16 protein-coding genes are annotated in these 16,338 nt (G+C 61.8%); 6 read left to right on the top strand and 10 right to left on the bottom strand.

Annotated features, from left to right (window positions below; genetic code table 11):
* Positions 1 to 83: 83 nt before the first annotated feature.
* From rodA to BG841_RS09855, 6 genes are all read right to left on the bottom strand, one after another.
* Positions 84 to 1,199, bottom strand: coding sequence for a rod shape-determining protein RodA (gene rodA, locus BG841_RS09880; RefSeq protein WP_070057502.1), 1,116 nt, complete (start codon positions 1,197 to 1,199; stop codon positions 84 to 86).
* The gene (gene mrdA / locus BG841_RS09875; RefSeq protein WP_070057501.1) at positions 1,196 to 3,097 is read right to left on the bottom strand and encodes a penicillin-binding protein 2; all 1,902 of its coding nucleotides are present in this window, start codon (positions 3,095 to 3,097) and stop codon (positions 1,196 to 1,198) included. Before mrdA ends, rodA begins: the two co-directional genes overlap by 4 nt.
* A 10-nt stretch (positions 3,098 to 3,107) precedes the next feature.
* Positions 3,108 to 3,578, bottom strand: a complete 471-nt coding sequence (gene rlmH / locus BG841_RS09870; RefSeq protein WP_070057500.1) for a 23S rRNA (pseudouridine(1915)-N(3))-methyltransferase RlmH — start codon at positions 3,576 to 3,578, stop codon at positions 3,108 to 3,110.
* A 2-nt stretch (positions 3,579 to 3,580) separates the two neighbouring features.
* Entirely contained in the window at positions 3,581 to 3,934 is a 354-nt protein-coding gene (gene rsfS / locus BG841_RS09865) for a ribosome silencing factor (protein ID WP_070057499.1), read from the bottom strand.
* Positions 3,935 to 4,004: 70 nt separating this feature from the next.
* Positions 4,005 to 4,664 carry a nicotinate-nucleotide adenylyltransferase gene (nadD, locus tag BG841_RS09860; protein ID WP_070057498.1) on the bottom strand — a complete coding sequence of 220 codons (660 nt, stop codon included), beginning with the start codon at positions 4,662 to 4,664 and terminating at the stop codon, positions 4,005 to 4,007.
* 6 nt (positions 4,665 to 4,670) lie between these two features.
* Entirely contained in the window at positions 4,671 to 5,927 is a 1,257-nt protein-coding gene (locus BG841_RS09855) for a glutamate-5-semialdehyde dehydrogenase (protein WP_070057497.1), read from the bottom strand.
* A 157-nt stretch (positions 5,928 to 6,084) separates the two neighbouring features.
* Here BG841_RS09855 and BG841_RS09850 point away from each other — a divergent pair, with 157 nt between their 5' ends.
* Together BG841_RS09850 and BG841_RS09845 are read left to right on the top strand one after the other, a co-directional pair.
* On the top strand, positions 6,085 to 7,098 hold the full coding sequence (locus tag BG841_RS09850) for a GGDEF domain-containing protein (protein WP_070057496.1): 1,014 nt from the start codon (positions 6,085 to 6,087) through the stop codon (positions 7,096 to 7,098).
* On the top strand, positions 7,095 to 8,093 hold the full coding sequence (locus BG841_RS09845; RefSeq protein WP_070057495.1) for a GGDEF domain-containing protein: 999 nt from the start codon (positions 7,095 to 7,097) through the stop codon (positions 8,091 to 8,093). The genes BG841_RS09850 and BG841_RS09845 overlap by 4 nt, the downstream gene beginning before the upstream one ends.
* A gap of 11 nt (positions 8,094 to 8,104) precedes the next feature.
* Here the strand turns inward: BG841_RS09845 and BG841_RS17610 are convergent, their stop codons facing one another.
* Entirely contained in the window at positions 8,105 to 8,362 is a 258-nt protein-coding gene (locus tag BG841_RS17610; RefSeq protein ID WP_322853370.1) for a hypothetical protein, read from the bottom strand.
* Positions 8,363 to 8,393: 31 nt separating this feature from the next.
* On the opposite strand from BG841_RS17610, the gene BG841_RS09840 reads away from it, so the two are divergent.
* Complete coding sequence (locus BG841_RS09840) at positions 8,394 to 9,539, top strand: bifunctional DedA family/phosphatase PAP2 family protein (RefSeq protein WP_322853369.1); 1,146 nt, start codon at positions 8,394 to 8,396, stop codon at positions 9,537 to 9,539.
* A gap of 30 nt (positions 9,540 to 9,569) precedes the next feature.
* Here BG841_RS09840 and BG841_RS09835 read toward each other — a convergent pair whose 3' ends face one another.
* The gene (locus BG841_RS09835; protein WP_070057494.1) at positions 9,570 to 10,142 is read right to left on the bottom strand and encodes an LON peptidase substrate-binding domain-containing protein; all 573 of its coding nucleotides are present in this window, start codon (positions 10,140 to 10,142) and stop codon (positions 9,570 to 9,572) included.
* 63 nt (positions 10,143 to 10,205) lie between these two features.
* Positions 10,206 to 11,462 (bottom strand): HDOD domain-containing protein, encoded by a 1,257-nt coding sequence (locus BG841_RS09830; protein WP_070057493.1) that lies wholly within the window; start codon positions 11,460 to 11,462, stop codon positions 10,206 to 10,208.
* Positions 11,463 to 11,655: 193 nt separating this feature from the next.
* Between BG841_RS09830 and ilvD the strand changes: the two genes are divergently transcribed.
* Positions 11,656 to 13,491: a dihydroxy-acid dehydratase gene (ilvD, locus tag BG841_RS09825; RefSeq protein ID WP_070057492.1), complete on the top strand. Its 1,836-nt coding sequence runs from the start codon at positions 11,656 to 11,658 to the stop codon at positions 13,489 to 13,491.
* Positions 13,492 to 13,571: 80 nt separating this feature from the next.
* On the opposite strand, the gene BG841_RS09820 is transcribed toward ilvD, so the two are convergent.
* Entirely contained in the window at positions 13,572 to 14,660 is a 1,089-nt protein-coding gene (locus BG841_RS09820; RefSeq protein WP_070057491.1) for an AI-2E family transporter, read from the bottom strand.
* A 151-nt stretch (positions 14,661 to 14,811) separates the two neighbouring features.
* On the opposite strand from BG841_RS09820, the gene BG841_RS09815 reads away from it, so the two are divergent.
* Both BG841_RS09815 and BG841_RS09810 read left to right on the top strand, forming a co-directional pair.
* Complete coding sequence (locus BG841_RS09815) at positions 14,812 to 15,168, top strand: hypothetical protein (protein ID WP_070057490.1); 357 nt, start codon at positions 14,812 to 14,814, stop codon at positions 15,166 to 15,168.
* Between the two features lie 138 nt (positions 15,169 to 15,306).
* A complete protein-coding gene (locus tag BG841_RS09810; RefSeq protein ID WP_070057489.1) occupies positions 15,307 to 16,239 on the top strand; it encodes a haloalkane dehalogenase in 933 nt (310 codons plus the stop codon).
* The last annotated feature ends 99 nt before the right edge of the window (positions 16,240 to 16,338 follow it).

Raw genomic sequence — 16,338 nt, 5'->3', positions numbered from 1 at the left:
GCACTGCCTGACGGCGGCTCAGGTTAGCATGCCGGTGCACCGCCGAACATTACCCAACCTCCATGCTCCCGGAGGGCCGGCGCTCAGGCCACGATCATCCGTCGGTGAGCGTGAATGGACATCAATATACCGAAGGATGCCATCAGGGTCACACTGGAGGTGCCACCGTAACTGATCAGCGGTAACGGCACCCCCACGATGGGCAGCAGCCCGCTGACCATCCCGATGTTCACGACGATGTAGATGAAAAACGTCATGGTCAGCGCACCGGCCAGCAAACGCCCGAACGAGTCCTGGGCGTACACCGCAATATACAGGCAGCGCAACAGAATCAGCGCGTACAGGCCGAGCAGCATCAACATACCCACGAAACCAAACTCTTCAGCCAGTACCGCAACGATAAAGTCGGTGTGGCTCTCCGGCAGGAACTCCAGATGGGACTGGGTACCCTGCAACCAGCCTTTGCCGCTCCAGCCGCCGGAACCGATGGCGGTTTTTGACTGGATGATATTCCAGCCGGCCCCGAGGGGATCGCTTTGCGGATCCAGCAGGGTCATCACCCGCTGTTTCTGATAATCCCGCATTACAAAAAACCACATGGCTGGAGCGGATACCGACACCAGAGCCACAAACGCGGCCATCAGCTTCCAGCTGAGCCCGGCAAAGTACACCACAAACAGCCCCGCCGTGCCCACCAGCAGGGCGGTGCCCAGATCTGGCTGCTGGACAATCAGCACCATGGGCACCAGCACGATTGCCAGAGACACCACCACATGGGAAAACCGGGGCGGCAAGAAACGGCGGGACAGAAACCAGGCGGCCATCATCGGTACCAGCAGCTTCATGATTTCGGACGGCTGGAACCGGGGCAAACCGGGTAGCGCAAGCCACCGCTGGGCGCCTTTGGCCCCCACTCCCACCACCAGTACGGCTATCAGCCCCACCAGCCCGGCGATATACAGCCAGGGCGACCAGCGCCGATAGACCGCAGGGTCCAGCTGAGCAAACACCGCCATCACCAATAAGGCGACACCCATGCGCACTGCCTGTGCTTTGACCACCTGCAGGTCCCGGTCGGCGCCACTGTAAAGCACAAACAGTCCCGCGCCGACCAGCAGCAGAAGCAGAACCAGCAACAGGGGATCAATATGGAGCCGCGACCAGAGACCGGCAGGACGGCTGAAGGATTGGCCACTCATCCGGAGGACTCCCCGGCGCTGCCCGCCGCCGCGAGTTCCGCCCCGGTTTCCTCATCGGCAAAGCCTTCCAGCCAGGCGTCAAACAGGGCACGGACCACGGGCGCCGCGGCGGAACTGCCGCCGCCGCCATTTTCGATGATGACCGACACCACAATCTGAGGGTCCACGACCGGCGCAAACCCTACAAACAGCGCATGATCCCGCAGGCGCTCTTCTATCTCTTCGGCGTTATACTCTTCATCCTGACCCAGGCTGAACACCTGGGCGGTGCCCGACTTGCCGGCCATGGTGTACGAAGCCCCTACAGAGGCCCGCCGGGCCGAGCCGCGCCGGCCATGCATGACCTCGATCATCGATTTGGTGACAAAATTCCAGTCGTCCGGGTTTTTCAGGATCACATTGTCCCGGGTGGCTTTGGGCAATACCTCGTCCAGCGGGGTGTCCCCCACCACATCCTTCAGCAGCCGGGGTTGCCGCCACACCCCGTCGTTGGCAATGACTGCGGTGGCGGTGGCCAGTTGCAGCGGGGTGGCCAGCATAAAGCCCTGACCGATGCCCATGTTCACCGTGTCCCCCGGATACCAGGGCTGACTGTGGGCGCCCCGCTTCCAGTCCGGGGACGGCAGCAGGCCCGAGCGGGCACCGCGCACATCCAGCGCGTCGTTGCGGCCAAAACCAAACTGATCCAGATACTCGTGTATGACATCCACGCCCATGCGCACCGCCACGTCGTAAAAATAAGTGTCACAGGATTCTGCGACCGCTTTGATCAGATCCACCCAACCATGGCCACCGCGTTTCCAGTCGCGGTACCGGTGCCCCCCTTTGGTCAGCTGAAAATAACCCGGGTCCCAGATGGTCTCGTGGCGACCGATCACACCGCTGTCGAGCGCCGCTATCGCCATCATCGGCTTGACGGTAGAGGCCGGCGGGTACTGCCCGCCCAGCGCCCGATTGAACAGGGGCTTGTCGTGGGAATCGCGCAATTCGCGGTAAGCCTGCACACCGATGCCGGTGACGAACAAGTTGGCGTCGAATCCCGGTACACTGGCCAGCGCCAGCAAGCCGCCGGTGTTCGGATCAATGGCCACAATGGCTCCGCGGCGACCATCCAGCAGCTCATGGGCCAGTTGCTGCAAACGAATATCCAAATGCAGCTGGAGATCTTCCCCCGGCACCGGGTTTTGCCGCTCCAACACCCGCAGGGTGCGCCCGCGGGCGTTGGTTTCAACGTGTTGGTAACCAACCTTGCCGTGCAGGACCTCCTCGTAGAAGGCCTCTATGCCGGTTTTACCTATGTAGTTGCTGCCGGCGTAATTCACCGGGTCGATGCGCTGCAGTTCCTGGCGGTTAATGCGACCCACGTACCCCAGGGCGTGGGCGGTGAGTTCACCGTGGGGGTAATAACGCACCAGTTCGGCCGCCACTTCAACACCGGGCAATTCGTGACGATGCACCGCCAACCGGGCAATCTCGCCCTCGGTGAGGTCGTAGCGCAAGGGCAATTCCTGATAAGGACGCCGGGGTTCTCGCAAGCGTCGCCGGAAACGGTCGAGGTCTTCTTCGGAAATACTCAGCAGTTGTTGCAGTTTTTCCAGGGTTGCGTCCATGCCGGCCACACGCTCGGGCACCAGGGTGACACTGAACACCGGGCGGTTTTCCGCCAGCAGTACGCCGTTGCGGTCGTAGATCAGCCCCCGGGTCGGCGGGACAGACTGTACCTGCACCCGGTTTTTGTCGGACAAGGTCCGGTAGGTGTCATGCTCGGTGACCTGCAACTGATACATGCGCCCAATCAACACCCCCAGAAGCAATACCGCAACGCCAAGCATCACCAGGGTGCGACGCTGAAACATGCGACGCTCGGCTGCGGTATCTTTAATCTCGCCCCAGGGCATCCAGGATTACCTACGCACGGTGATATGGGTGGTTACGGGTCACTGTCCAGGCGCGATACAGCTGTTCGACCAGCAGTATGCGAACCAGCGGGTGGGGTAAGGTCAGCGGCGACAGAGACCACTGCTGATCGGCACGGGCCCGGCACTCCGGGGCCAGTCCATCCGGACCGCCCACCAGGAAACTGACGTCGCGGCCATCCTGCTGCCAACGTTCGAGCTGGTCCGCCAGCTGCTCAGTGGACCAGGAGCGCCCGCCGACCTCCAGCGCCACCACCCGGTCCCGCGGGCCGGCCGCAGTCAGGATCGCCTCGGCTTCACGCTGCCGGAGCCGGTTTATGTCGGGGTTCTTACCCCGGTGGGCCAGCGGAATTTCAACCAGATCTACCGGCAGTTCGGGCGGCATCCGGCGCACGTAATCCTGGTACCCCCGGGTGACCCAATCGGGCATTTTCTGCCCGACACAGATCAGCCGCAACCGCACGTTTATTCGCCGCCTGCGGCTTCGTCCACGTCCGGCCCGTCACGCCAGAAACGCTCCAGGTCGTAGAATTCGCGGGTGGCCGGCATCATCACGTGTACGATCACGTCACCCAGGTCGACCAGAATCCAGTCGCTGACGGCGGCCCCTTCCACGTTACCCATGGGCACGCCCCGCTCTTTTGCTTCCGCGATCACCGTATCCGCCAATGAGCGGACGTGCCGGTTAGAGGTACCCGATGCCAGAACCATAAAGTCCGCGACACTTGTGCGCTCGCGCACATCGATAATACTGATGTCTTTTGCTTTGACATCTTCCAGTGAATTCACCACCAGATCTTTCAGTTGTTCTGCCTGCATAATCACCCTGTTGCGCGTTTGGCAAGGCATTTTGCCAGTCCGCTATGTCATATTGTGCGCGATTGTAACACTAATTTGTGTTGCGGGGGCATGCCGGATGAACACCGTAAAGCCCCCGTTCACGGATCTCTGCCAATACCGCATCCGGCAGCAGGTACCTCGGCGAACGTCCCTGCTGCAAGTGCTCGCGGATGGCGGTGGCGGAGATATCCAGCAACGGCAGCTCCAGCCAGATAAAACCGCCCGCGGGCGCCGCCCAGAGAGCATCCAGCGTCCTGGCCGGACTGGTTTCCAGCAGCCTTGCCGGCACGCTCTGCGGCTCCAGCTCACCACCGGGTCTGGGTATCACCACCACGTGGGCCAATCCGGCAATGGCCTGCCAGTCGCGCCAGCTCTCAAACCCGGCAAAGGCGTCACTGCCCAACACCATTACCAGGGGTTCCTGTGCCCCCAGTTCCCGTCGTAACTGGCGCAGCGTATCTGCGGTGTAGGAGGCACCACCCCGGGAGAGCTCACGGTCGTCCACCACCAGCCCGGGCTCATCCGCCACCGCCCGGTGCAATAACGCCAGCCGGTCCGCACTGGTGGCCCCGGGGGCGCCCCGGTGGGGCGGGATATGACTGGGCACCAGCGATACGGCCGGCACCCCCAGGCGCTCCCGCAACTCTATCGCCAGCCGCAGATGGCCGTGATGGATCGGGTCGAAGGTACCGCCGTAAACTACCCGCATGGACGATCAGCCACGGATGTGGCCGTCACCGAACACCACATACTTTTGCGACGTCAGCCCTTCCAGACCGACGGGCCCCCGGGCATGTATTTTATCGGTGGAGATGCCGATTTCCGCCCCCAGGCCGTATTCGAACCCATCCGCAAACCGGGTCGAGGCGTTGACCATCACCGAGCTCGAATCCACCTCCGTCAGAAAGCGCCGGGCCCGGGTGTAGTTTTCGGTGATGATGCTGTCCGTATGCTGGGAACTGTAACGGGTAATATGCTCGATCGCCCCGTCCAGGCCGGCCACCACCCGCACCGACAGGATGGGTGCCAGGTACTCGGTCTGCCAGTCTGCCTCGGTTGCCGGCACCAGCTCGGGCAGCAGACCGCGACTTTGCGCACACCCCCTGAGCTCCACCCCTTTGGCTAGCAGCGCATCGGCCAGCAACGGCAGGATATCGCCGGCAATTTCCTCATCCACCAGCAGGGTCTCCATGGTGTTGCAGGTTCCGTAACGATGAGTTTTGGCGTTGACTACAACACGCAGTGCTTTGTCCGGATCGGCGTGACTGTCTACATAGACGTGGCAGATACCGTCCAGATGCTTGATCACCGGCACCGTGGCGTCGCGACTGATGCGCTCGATCAGGCTCTTGCCACCCCGGGGCACAATGACATCGACCGATTGGGGCATGGTGATCAACTCACCCACCGCAGCACGGTCAGTGGTTTTAATGACTTGTACGGCATGCTCAGGCAAGCCGGCATCGGCCAGTCCGGCGGCAATGCACCGTGCAATGGCCTGGTTGGAATGGATCGATTCCGAGCCACCGCGCAGTATTGTGGCGTTACCCGACTTCAGGCACAGGCTGGCTGCTTCAACCGTCACATTGGGACGGGATTCGTAGATGATCCCCACAACCCCCAGGGGCACCCGCATCCGACCTACCTGAATGCCGGATGGCCGGTAGGTCATGTCGGTGATTTCGCCAATAGGATCCGGCAGCCCCGCCACCTGGCGCAGGCCTTCAATCATGGTATCCACCACCGCCGGTGTCAGTGTCAGCCGGTCCAGCATGGCCGCATCGATGCCGTCCAAGCGGGCCTGCGCCAGGTCTTTGCTGTTCGCCTCCGCCAGAGCGGCCCGTGCTCCATCCAGCCGGTCCGCCATGCACAGCAACGCCTGATTGCGCACTGCGGTGGTGGATCGTGCCACCGCAGTGGCCGCTTGCCGCGCCTGGGCACCGACTTCGACCATATAACCTGCAATATCCATTGTTACACCCTTATTCGTGTATTCGACGCCAAATTCGGCTTACTTTACCTTCCCGGATTCAAGTACGCACCCCAAGCGTTTATTATACCGCTGCAGATGGGTTGGGGTATGCTGCGGTATGCTGATTTTGATGGACGCCTTGCAAAGGACGGAAACTATGCCGCAAAAGGCCGAACAATTCCTGCCAAGCCGGCTGGCCCGGTTCAGCAGTGTGGCACTGACAGCGCTGGCCCTGTACATGACCCTGTTGGCGGCCTGGCTGCCGGCCACCCTCGCCGTCGCCGGGGCGCTGCTGATCTGGAGCAGCAACACCCTTGCACCAGCCGGGCAGAGCGTCCTGCGCACTTTCCTGAACCGGCTGTTGCTGCTCGCGGTGATTCTGGCTGCCGTGCTGGGGCTGTGGCTGGGGCCACTCAGCCTCAGCCACTGGCTGTATGCCTTGCCACTGATTGCTTTCGGGTTACTGCCCCGGGGGTGGGCCACGCTGACTACTGTGCTGATCATGGCTGCGGCCATTGCCGCCAATCAAGCACTCACGGGCGATCCGACACGCCACCAGCTCATCAGTTCGCTGTTACTCACCGTCGCCTTGTCCGGTGTCCTGATTTTTCTTCGGGAGTACAAAGCCCGGCAACTGGCCCCCTTGCGACGCACCGACGAGCTGACCCGGGCGGCCAGCCGGGAATACCTGTCGGCCGACCTGCACAAAGAGATTCAACGCAGCGAACGGGAAGGCATCGACATGGCCGTGGTGATGCTTGGCCTTGATGCCCACCTGAGCGACACCGCTGCGGATGCGGATATCCGTTCGATACTGCCGCGCATCGGTCGTTTTCTCCATTCCCGGTTGCGGGATTTCGACACCTACTACCGGCTCGCCGACCTGCAGTTCCTGATCATCCTGCCCGGTGTCGCCACCGCGGAGGCCCGCCACACGGCGGACTCACTGCGACAGGGATTGAAATCGCTGCTGCAATCCCACCATCTCGCGCTGACCGTCAGCGCTGGCGTGGCCGGCCTCAATGTAGGGGACGATGCCGACAGCCTGCATCGAGCCGCCGCCAATGCCTTGCGGCAGGCCCAGCAACAGGGGGGCGACCGGGTGCAATCCTACAGCTCCTGGGCTCTTGGCGCAGCGCCCGCCCCACACTCCGGGGGAACCACACCATGACTGAAACCCGCTTGCGTACCCTGACCCACCTGAGCGGCTACGGGCTGGCGACCCTGTTCATCGCCACCCTGGCGGTGCAAAACCTGCTGTATGGTCTGTATCGCCACTTTTTTCTGGCCTCTGCGCTGGCGGCACTGACGCTGGCCGGTGTGGGGTACACGCTGCTCTCCCGGCGCCAGCAATTGAATGCGCGCGGCCACCTGTTTATTCTCGCCGGACTCAATGCACTTGCCATCACCGCCCTGTTTGCCCTGCAATCCACCATGATCAGCCATTGGTTATTGCCGCTGCTGGTGCTCAACATGCTGGTGCTGCCCTTGCGCCAGGGCGCAGCGCTCTCGGCCCTGACGATTCTGATGCTGGCCCTCCACCTGTGGGGGGCCAGTTCCGCTGCTGATACTTTGCTGGTCAGTGTGGCGGCCTGCATCCTGTTGACGGTGTGCGGTTTGTATGTGTGGCACTACGACCACATGGCGCAATCGGCGCAGGATCTGGCCATTACCGACCCTGTGACCGGCGCGCATAACGCCCGCTTCCTCGACGAAACCCTGCAAAAGGAGGTCAGCCGGGCGACGGCCACCGGGCACCCCCTGTCGACCATCGCACTGTCGCTCGACCATCTGGATGACTCCCAGCCCCTGTACCTGCAAGGTGCCAGCGCGCGACTGTACCGCGAGATAACGCAACACCTGTTCGGGGTCATCCGTGCCGGAGACACGCTCTACACTCTGGGAGATGGCCGGTTCTTTCTGGTGTTGCCGTTCACCCCGGAGGAAGGCGTGCGGGTGATTGCCGAGCGCATACGCCGCTCCATTGCCGAAGCCAGCTGGCCTTCGGTGGGTCACATTTCCGCCAGTCTGGGGTGTGCGACTCTCGGCGCCAGCGAAACTGACCCGGACACCCTGCGCCAGCGCACCGAACACGCGCTGACCACCGCCTGCAACCGTGGCTGCGATTCGGTTGCCTTCACCAGCGCAGCATCCATCCGGGCATGAGTTCCGCTTGGCTAGAGGCCCTGCTTGACTGGCTCGCCGGCGCGCCCGGCTGGGTCGCACTGGCCCTGTTTACGGTGTCGCTGATCGAATCGCTGGCGCTCGCCGGCATCCTCGTCCCCGGCGTGGCCCTGCTGTTTGCCATTGCGGCCCTGGCGGGCAGATCCGGCATGCCCCTGAGTGAGGCCTTGCTGTGGGCAACCCTTGGCGCCATTGCCGGTGACGGCCTCAGTTTTTGGCTGGGTCGCTGTTTTCAGGGACGGCTGCCGCAAACCTGGCCCCTGAGCCGATATCCGGCGCTTCTTGAAAAAAGGCGAGTGGTTTTTCCACAAGTATGGCGGCACCAGCGTGGTTATCGGACGCTTTGTCGGTCCGGTACGCCCGGTGATCCCGTTAATTGCCGGCGCCTTGCTGATGCCGTGGAAAAAATTCCTGAGCTATAACGTCGTCTCGGCAATCGCCTGGGCTCCGCTCTACATTATTCCCGGGTTTCTGGTGGGCAGCGCCCTCGGCAGCGACGTGACGTTGCCCGCCCACTTCTACCCGGCTCTGGCGATCAGCCTTGCGGTACTCGCGCTGCTGTACCTGGTGGCGTTCAGATTGCAGCTGGGTCTGGGGAACGACAGCCGGCTGTATACCCGCTTATCGCGCTGGGCGGACCGGCACCCCCGCAGCCGGCATTTCTGGCATTCCTTTACCAGTGCGCGGCCCGCTGGCCCGGCGGAGTTTCCTCTGCCCTCGTTTGCTCTGGCCCTGGTCTGCGGCACCCTGTTCCTGGGCTGGTCGCTGATCGCGACCAGCACCGGCTGGCTCACCACGCTGAACGAACACAGCTTGGCCCTGTTCTCCGGGTTGCGCAGCGCGGCGACCGACCCGGCCATGCGCACCATAACCTTGCTGGGCGACCCGCCGGTACTCATTGGCGGCGCGTTAATGGCCACCCTGGTGCTGCTGTTCAGGGGCTATTACGCCGCGGCAATTCACGCGCTGGCCGCAGCCTTTGCTACGGCGGCGCTGGTCTGGCTACTCAAGGCCGGATTTGCAATACCCCGGCCGGAGACCGTGTTCGGGCCGCCGGACAGTGGCGCCTACCCCAGTGGTCATGCCGCCGGAATTACGGTATTGCTGAGCCTGGCGGCGAGCTTCTGGGCGCGGGAGAAGTGTCGCCGCCAGCGGTGGCGGATTTATCTCGTGTTTACGCTGCCCATGGTACTGGTGTGCCTGAGCCGGGTGTATCTGGGCGTCCACTGGTTCACGGATGTCGTTGGTGGCGTCTTGCTGGGGTTGTGTATTTGCGGCGTTGTACGGGCCAGTTACAGCCGCTACGATCAGATTCCCTTGCGGGCTGAGGTGTTCACTCTGGTGGGGCTGGTCAGCTGGGTGCTGTTTACCGCTGGCTACATCTATTGGTCATGGACCTCGGCGCTCACCGCTTACAGCCCGCTGTAGCCGGGGGGAAACGCCCGCGGCCCCGGCCAGTCACTCCATGTCGTCAAGCAGCGCCTGCAAGCGCTCCAGCCGTTCCAGCGGATCCTGCAATTCAAGCAGCCGCTGTTTTTCATGCTTGTCCAGCGGCAGCAGTTCGGTCAGCCGCCAGCCCACATCCCGGGCATCGTCGTAGTCGACCACCATGTCCAGATCGTTGACCACCGGATGACGGCACAGGGCCCTCAGTATCCCGGTCAGCTCAGCGTAAGCCGCCGGAATGCCGACACTCTCTTCCTGCATCAGACACTCCACGTCGCCCACGTTCAAGCCGTCCGCCTGCTGCCAGCACTTAACGACGGCGACTTTCGACTCGCCCTGTACGGTAATACCCAGCAGACCACTGTCCAGTCGATGAAAGTCGGCGACCCGAACATAGGTGCCGATGTCATAAAACAACGCCGTGTTGCTGGTTTCACGCCCTTCCCGCAACAGTACCACCACGAACCCCCGGTCTTCCTTGAGACAGCGGGTCAGCATGTCAATATAGCGTGGTTCAAAAAGCTGAAGGGGAATTTTCCCCCCGGGCAAGATCACCGAATTCAATGGAAACAGCGGTACGTTCATAAATACAAACCGTCATCCCTGGAATGCTTCTGATACCCTGTAACCAATCCGCCGGGTGTTGCTTCAGCCTATGGACAGGAGTTCCTGAATTTCTTTGACCCGTGCTCTGGCCCGGGTAAGCATTTTGAGGCTGCGCGAGGCATTGAGTTCAAGCTCACCCAGCCGTCGATAGGCGGGAACATCCGCAAACGCCGGCAAGTCACGATTGAGGTTCGCGCCAATCAGCACGTGCAACTGCGCCACAATCACCACATCCACCAGCTGTGGCGAGGGCGCCCGGTCTTCATAGCCCCAGTTTTCCGCATGGCGAAGCGCGGTAATGAAGCGCTCGGCAAATCCCCAGTGCTCCAGCACTACCACACCTATGTCAGCCCGCAGGTCCGCCACTGCCTGTTGCAGGCTTGCGTCATCCCTGAACAGTTTCATGTGTTGCTCGGCATGGACCAGTACGGGGACGGCACCGATGTCATGGAGCAAGCCCGCCAGCAAGGCCTCTTCCGGATCAACACCGGTCACCTGATCCGCCAGCACCCAGGATACCGCGGCGACCTCCCGCGAGTGCTGCCACAGCCGCTGCATCGCCTGCTGCAATTGTGGCTGTCGGCTGCGAAACACCTCGCGCATGGAGTACACCGTCACCAGCTGACGGGTGGCGCGCGTGCCCAGCCGCATGACCGCCTCCCGCACATTGGTCACGTCAGCTCCCCCCCGGTACAGCGGGCTGTTGCCGGCGCGCACCAGTTTTGCGGCGATGGCCGGATCGGCGGTCACGGCGCGGGCAAGCTGGGCCACCGTCGCCTCCTCCTGATCGGCCATGCGCCTGATCTTCCAGGCTACCTCCGGCACGCTGGGAAGCTCCAGCCGGTTGGCACGAAGCTGGGTGTAGAAATTCATCAACACCTGACTCGCCCCGTCTCCGTTGCCGTCGAACTCCACCGGCTCGTGTTCCTGACTGTGGCTGACGGGGGCCGCTCGCAGCATCTGGCTGAGCGCATCCTGACTGATCACCAGAAACTCACACGCTTCGATGGCCGTCACGTCGTACATGCGGGGCTGCAGTCTTGCCAATACGTTCCGGGCCTTGTCACTGCGGGCGTCGATCTGCAGCGTTCGTCCGTCTGCCGATTCCAGTTCAACCGCGCCGGCCAGCAGAAAAAAATCCAGCCCGTCCCGGGTTCCCCGCTCCATGATTTTATGACCCGGCGCATGGACGCGCTTTTCGGCCCGGCTGGCCACCAGAATCAGCTGGTCATCCGTCAACCGGTTGAGGGGCTGATACTGCTTCAGACGGCTGAGCGTCAGGGGTTCCTGTCCAGCCATAACGTGAGTCCCTTCCTGTATAAATCCACGCGCACTGCGTCACTGATACACTGAGTCGCGGTTAACACTGTTACCTCAGTGTAACTGTGACCGCCACAAACAACCAAGCGTTGTGCCACCTACTATACCAATCAACGAATCTGTTATGCTTTGGGTTTTGACTCACCGCTGACCAAGAAGAGACCATAACTCCATGCCTCAGTACCGTTCGAAGACTTCAACCGCTGGCCGCAATATGGCGGGTGCCCGCGCACTCTGGCGTGCGACCGGGATGAAAGATGACGATTTTGGCAAGCCGATCATTGCCGTTGTTAACTCGTTTACCCAGTTTGTCCCTGGCCACGTGCACCTCAAAGACCTGGGCCAGCTGGTGTGCCGCGAGATTGAAGCCGCCGGCGGGGTCGCCAAGGAATTCAATACCATTGCAGTGGACGATGGCATTGCCATGGGCCACGACGGCATGCTCTATTCGCTGCCGTCTCGGGAAATCATCGCCGACTCGGTGGAGTACATGGCCAACGCCCATTGCGCGGATGCCCTGGTGTGTATTTCCAACTGTGACAAGATCACCCCGGGCATGCTGATGGCTTCGTTGCGCCTGAACATTCCCACCATCTTTGTGTCCGGCGGACCGATGGAAGCAGGCAAAACCAAGCTCAGCGAGCACAAACTCGACCTGGTCGACGCCATGGTGATTGCCGCCGACTCGGATGCCTCGGACGAAAAGGTCGCCGAATACGAGCGCAGCGCCTGCCCGACCTGCGGCTCCTGCTCCGGTATGTTCACCGCAAACTCCATGAACTGCCTGACCGAAGCCATCGGTCTGGCCCTGCCGGGCAATGGTTCGTTATTGGCCACCCACGCCGACCGTGAGCAGCTGTTCCTGAAGGCCGGCCGGCAGATCGTCGAGATCACCAAGCGTTATTACGAACAGGACGATGCCAGTGTCCTGCCCCTCAGCATTGCCACCCTGGAAGCCTTCAAGAATGCGATGGTGATGGACATTGCCATGGGCGGATCCACCAACACCATTCTGCATCTGCTGGCGGCCGCGCAGGAAGGCGGGGTGCCGTTCACGCTGGAACACATCGACCAGCTGTCCCGCAAGGTGCCACAGTTGTGCAAGATTGCCCCCAACTCCCCGGATTACCACATGGAAGATCTGCACCGTGCCGGCGGCATCATGGCGCTGATGGGCGAATTGGAACGGGGTGGTCTGATCGACACCAGCCTGCCTACGGTGTACAGCAACACCATGGCGGAGGCTCTGGACACCTGGGACATCATGCGCAACCCCACCCCCGAGGTGATCGAATTCTATAAAGCCGGCCCCGCCGGCATACCCACCCAGACCGCTTTCAGCCAAAGCACCCGCTGGCCGACCCTGGACGGTGACCGCGCCAACGGCTGCATCCGCTCGGTCGACCACGCCTACTCCAGTGAAGGCGGTCTGGCGGTGCTGTTTGGCAATATTGCGGTGGATGGCTGTGTCGTCAAAACCGCCGGCGTGGATGAGAGTATTTTTGTGTTCGAGGGTCCGGCGCGGATCTTCGAAAGCCAGGACACGGCGGTTACCGGCATTCTCAATGACGAGGTGCAACCCGGTGAAGTGGTGATCATCCGTTACGAAGGCCCCAAAGGCGGCCCCGGCATGCAGGAAATGCTGTACCCGACCAGCTATCTGAAATCCAAGGGTCTCGGTGAATCCTGCGCACTGCTGACCGACGGTCGTTTCTCCGGGGGCACCTCCGGTCTGTCCATCGGCCACGCCTCACCGGAAGCGGCCGCCGGTGGCGCGATCGGGCTGATTGAAGACGGCGACCTGATTCATATCGACATCCCCAACCGGTCGATCAACGTGCAGATTGACCAGCACGAGCTCGACCGGCGTCGCGCAGCCCGCGAAGAACTGGGCTGGAAGCCGGAGCAACCGCGCCCTCGCAAGGTCTCAGCGGCGCTGAAGGCTTACGCCCTGCTGGCCACCAGCGCCGACAAAGGCGCCGTGCGGGACGTAAGCAAGCTCGACTGACAGTCTCTCTGTAAACACGGGTCCCCGGCCGGCGGATGAGCGCCGCCAGGGGGCCCCTTCCTCACCCCCTTACCCGCGCGTTATTCTTCCTCGAGGTCTTGCTCGAGTGATTGCACCGGCACCTCGTCGTAGCTGCCGAATTCCCGAATGAAGATCCCCCAGAAGGCCATAAACAGGGCCGCCACCAAGGGCCCCATCACAAAGCCGTTGATACCGAACATAACAATACCGCCGAGGGTCGAGAGCAGCACGATGTAATCCGGCAATTTGGTGTCCCGGCCCACAAATATCGGCCGGAGGATGTTGTCCGCCAGGCCGATCACAATGACCCCGAACAAAGTCAGGATCGTGGCCGACAGCATCTCTCCGATGGCCGCCAGATAAATGGCCACCGGTACCCACACAATCGCCGCCCCAACGGCAGGCAGCAGCGACACGATGGCCATCACCACCCCCCACAGTAAGGCGCCGGACAAACCCAGCGCCCAGAATATAAAGCTGCCCAGCGCGCCCTGGATGATGGCAATCAGCAGGTTCCCCTTCACGGTGGCCCGGGTGACCTCGGCAAACTTGGCGAACAGCAGGCGCTCCCGCTCATCACCCAGGGGCAAGGCATGAATCATCAGGTCCACCAGCTTGGTGCCGTCCCGCAACAAAAAAAACGCCAGATACACCATCAGCGCCAGATTGAGAAAGAACTGGAAGGTGTTCTGCCCGAGTCCGAGGGCCCGCTTGGCCAGAAACTGGCTGGCGCCCACCACGGCAGTCACCGCTCGCTCGCGCAACTCATTGAAGTTGATATCAAACTGAGCCAGAAAACCCTGAATTGCCGGGAAGGACTGATTGACCCTGTCGATATACTCCCCGGGTTTGATCACCCCGTCCTGTATCTGCTGGTACAGCCACACCCCCTCGGCCACCAGCGACGAGACCAGCGCGATCACTGGCAGTACGACGATGACCACGCACAACAACAGGGTGATGAACGCGATGGTATTGGGGCGATTGCCCAGCTTGCTCAGCAACCACACCTGGATAGGGTAAAAAATTACCGCGATGGCGATCGCCCAGAAAATGGGTCCGATGAACGGCCGCATCAGAAACACAAAGGCCACCGACACCAACACCAGCATGGCGAGAAACGTGCGCTGCTCCAGTTTTTCGTACATGTAAACCACTTCCTGAATTGTGTTTGAGCCACCGGGGGCTCGATGAAACCCGAATCAATGGCCGGTAGCCTAACATGCCGGCGTGGTAAATCAGGTGCCATTACCGGTATAGTGATCGATTCTTGTCCAATTTTAAAAACGGGCTGAACTCTTGGATACGGCAACCTTCGACACCGAAACCGCTCTGGAAGCGGCGCTCGCTCTCAGTGAGGTCCTGTCTGCGCGCACCCACCGCAAGCAGTTCATGGGACAGGAGGTCATCATTCCCGGCCAGCTGGGGGAGGCCCTGCAGTTGCCGCTGATCATTCAACGCCTGCGCGGCAAGCAGGCGCGTCAGCGGGAAGCCGGATTGGCGGCTTTCCTGTGTCTGTGGCCCACGCTGTCAGCACGCACTCAGGAGCGGGTTCTCGAACAGATCGGCTGGTACGACCCGCAGGTTCTGAGCTGGGATGACAAACGCTCCAACCGACGCCCCGCGACCGACGTGTTCGATGACCCCCTCGAGTAACAACCGTCGCTGACTGATTCAAAGCCTCAACGCACTGTTACGCAAACCCCACACAGCGCCCGCCGTTCTGCATTATGCTGGCGTTTCACCAGCTGAAGATCGCCACCCCGCCCCAACTGTCAGGACGTGCAACCCGTAATGCGTATTCTGCGAACTGATGAGACCCGCTTTACCGGCCTCCCAGATTACCCGTTTTCGCCTCATTATCTGGATGTTCAGCCCAACCTGAGAATGCATTATGTCGACGAAGGCCCGGCGGATGCCCACCCGGTGATCATGCTGCACGGTGAGCCTTCCTGGTCGTACCTGTATCGTCATGTGATCCCCCTGGTAGCCGGGGCGGGTTCCCGGGTGCTGGCCCCCGACCTGATCGGCTTCGGCAAGTCGGACAAACCCGCAGCCCTCAGCGACTACAGCTACGAGCGCCACCTGCTGTGGCTAACCAGGTGGCTGGATGCGCTGGAGCTCAAAGACATCACTCTGGTGTGCCAGAACTGGGGCTCGCTGCTGGGCCTCCGGCTGATTGCCGAACAGCCCCGGCGGTTCGCGCGGGTCATCGTTGGCAACGGGCTGCTGCCGACGGGAAAACCCAGATCATTGACCGGCTATTCCTGGTGGCGGGCCTTCGCGGCCCACAGTCCATGGTTTCCCGTCAGCCGCATTGTTCAGCTCGGCACTTCCCGCCTGCTCAGCCCTCAGGAGCGCGCGGCCTACGAGGCCCCGTTTCCGACCCTGGCCCACAAGGCCGGTGCGCGGGCTTTCCCCCGGCTGGCGCTTCCTTCCGCCAGAGCCCCCGAGCATGAGATCAACAAAGCAACCTGGCTTGCGCTGGAGCGGTGGCACAAGCCTTTCATCACCTGTTTCAGCAACCGCGACCCCATCACCCGCGGCGCTGACCGCACCATGCAGCAACGAATTCCCGGCGCCCATGGCCAGCCGCACATTACCCTGGAGGGCGGTCACTTTTTACAGGAGGACTCACCGCAGGATTTTGCCCGCATTATTAATGACGCCTGCAAGGTTGATTTGCCTGCAGATCTCGCCGCTCACCGGCAACTACCTACGGATTGATCGCGGCCACACGTACAAAACCGCCATAAAAACGTCTATAATAATTGCCATCACGCATCGCCCAAGCGGTGCCCTACCCTCCGATTTCCGAGTACATTG

The organism is Marinobacter sp. X15-166B, from assembly GCF_001752365.1.
Lineage (GTDB): Bacteria > Pseudomonadota > Gammaproteobacteria > Pseudomonadales > Oleiphilaceae > Marinobacter.
The sequence above is the reverse complement of the archived record's forward strand: the minus strand, read 5'-3'. Positions and strand labels throughout refer to the sequence as shown.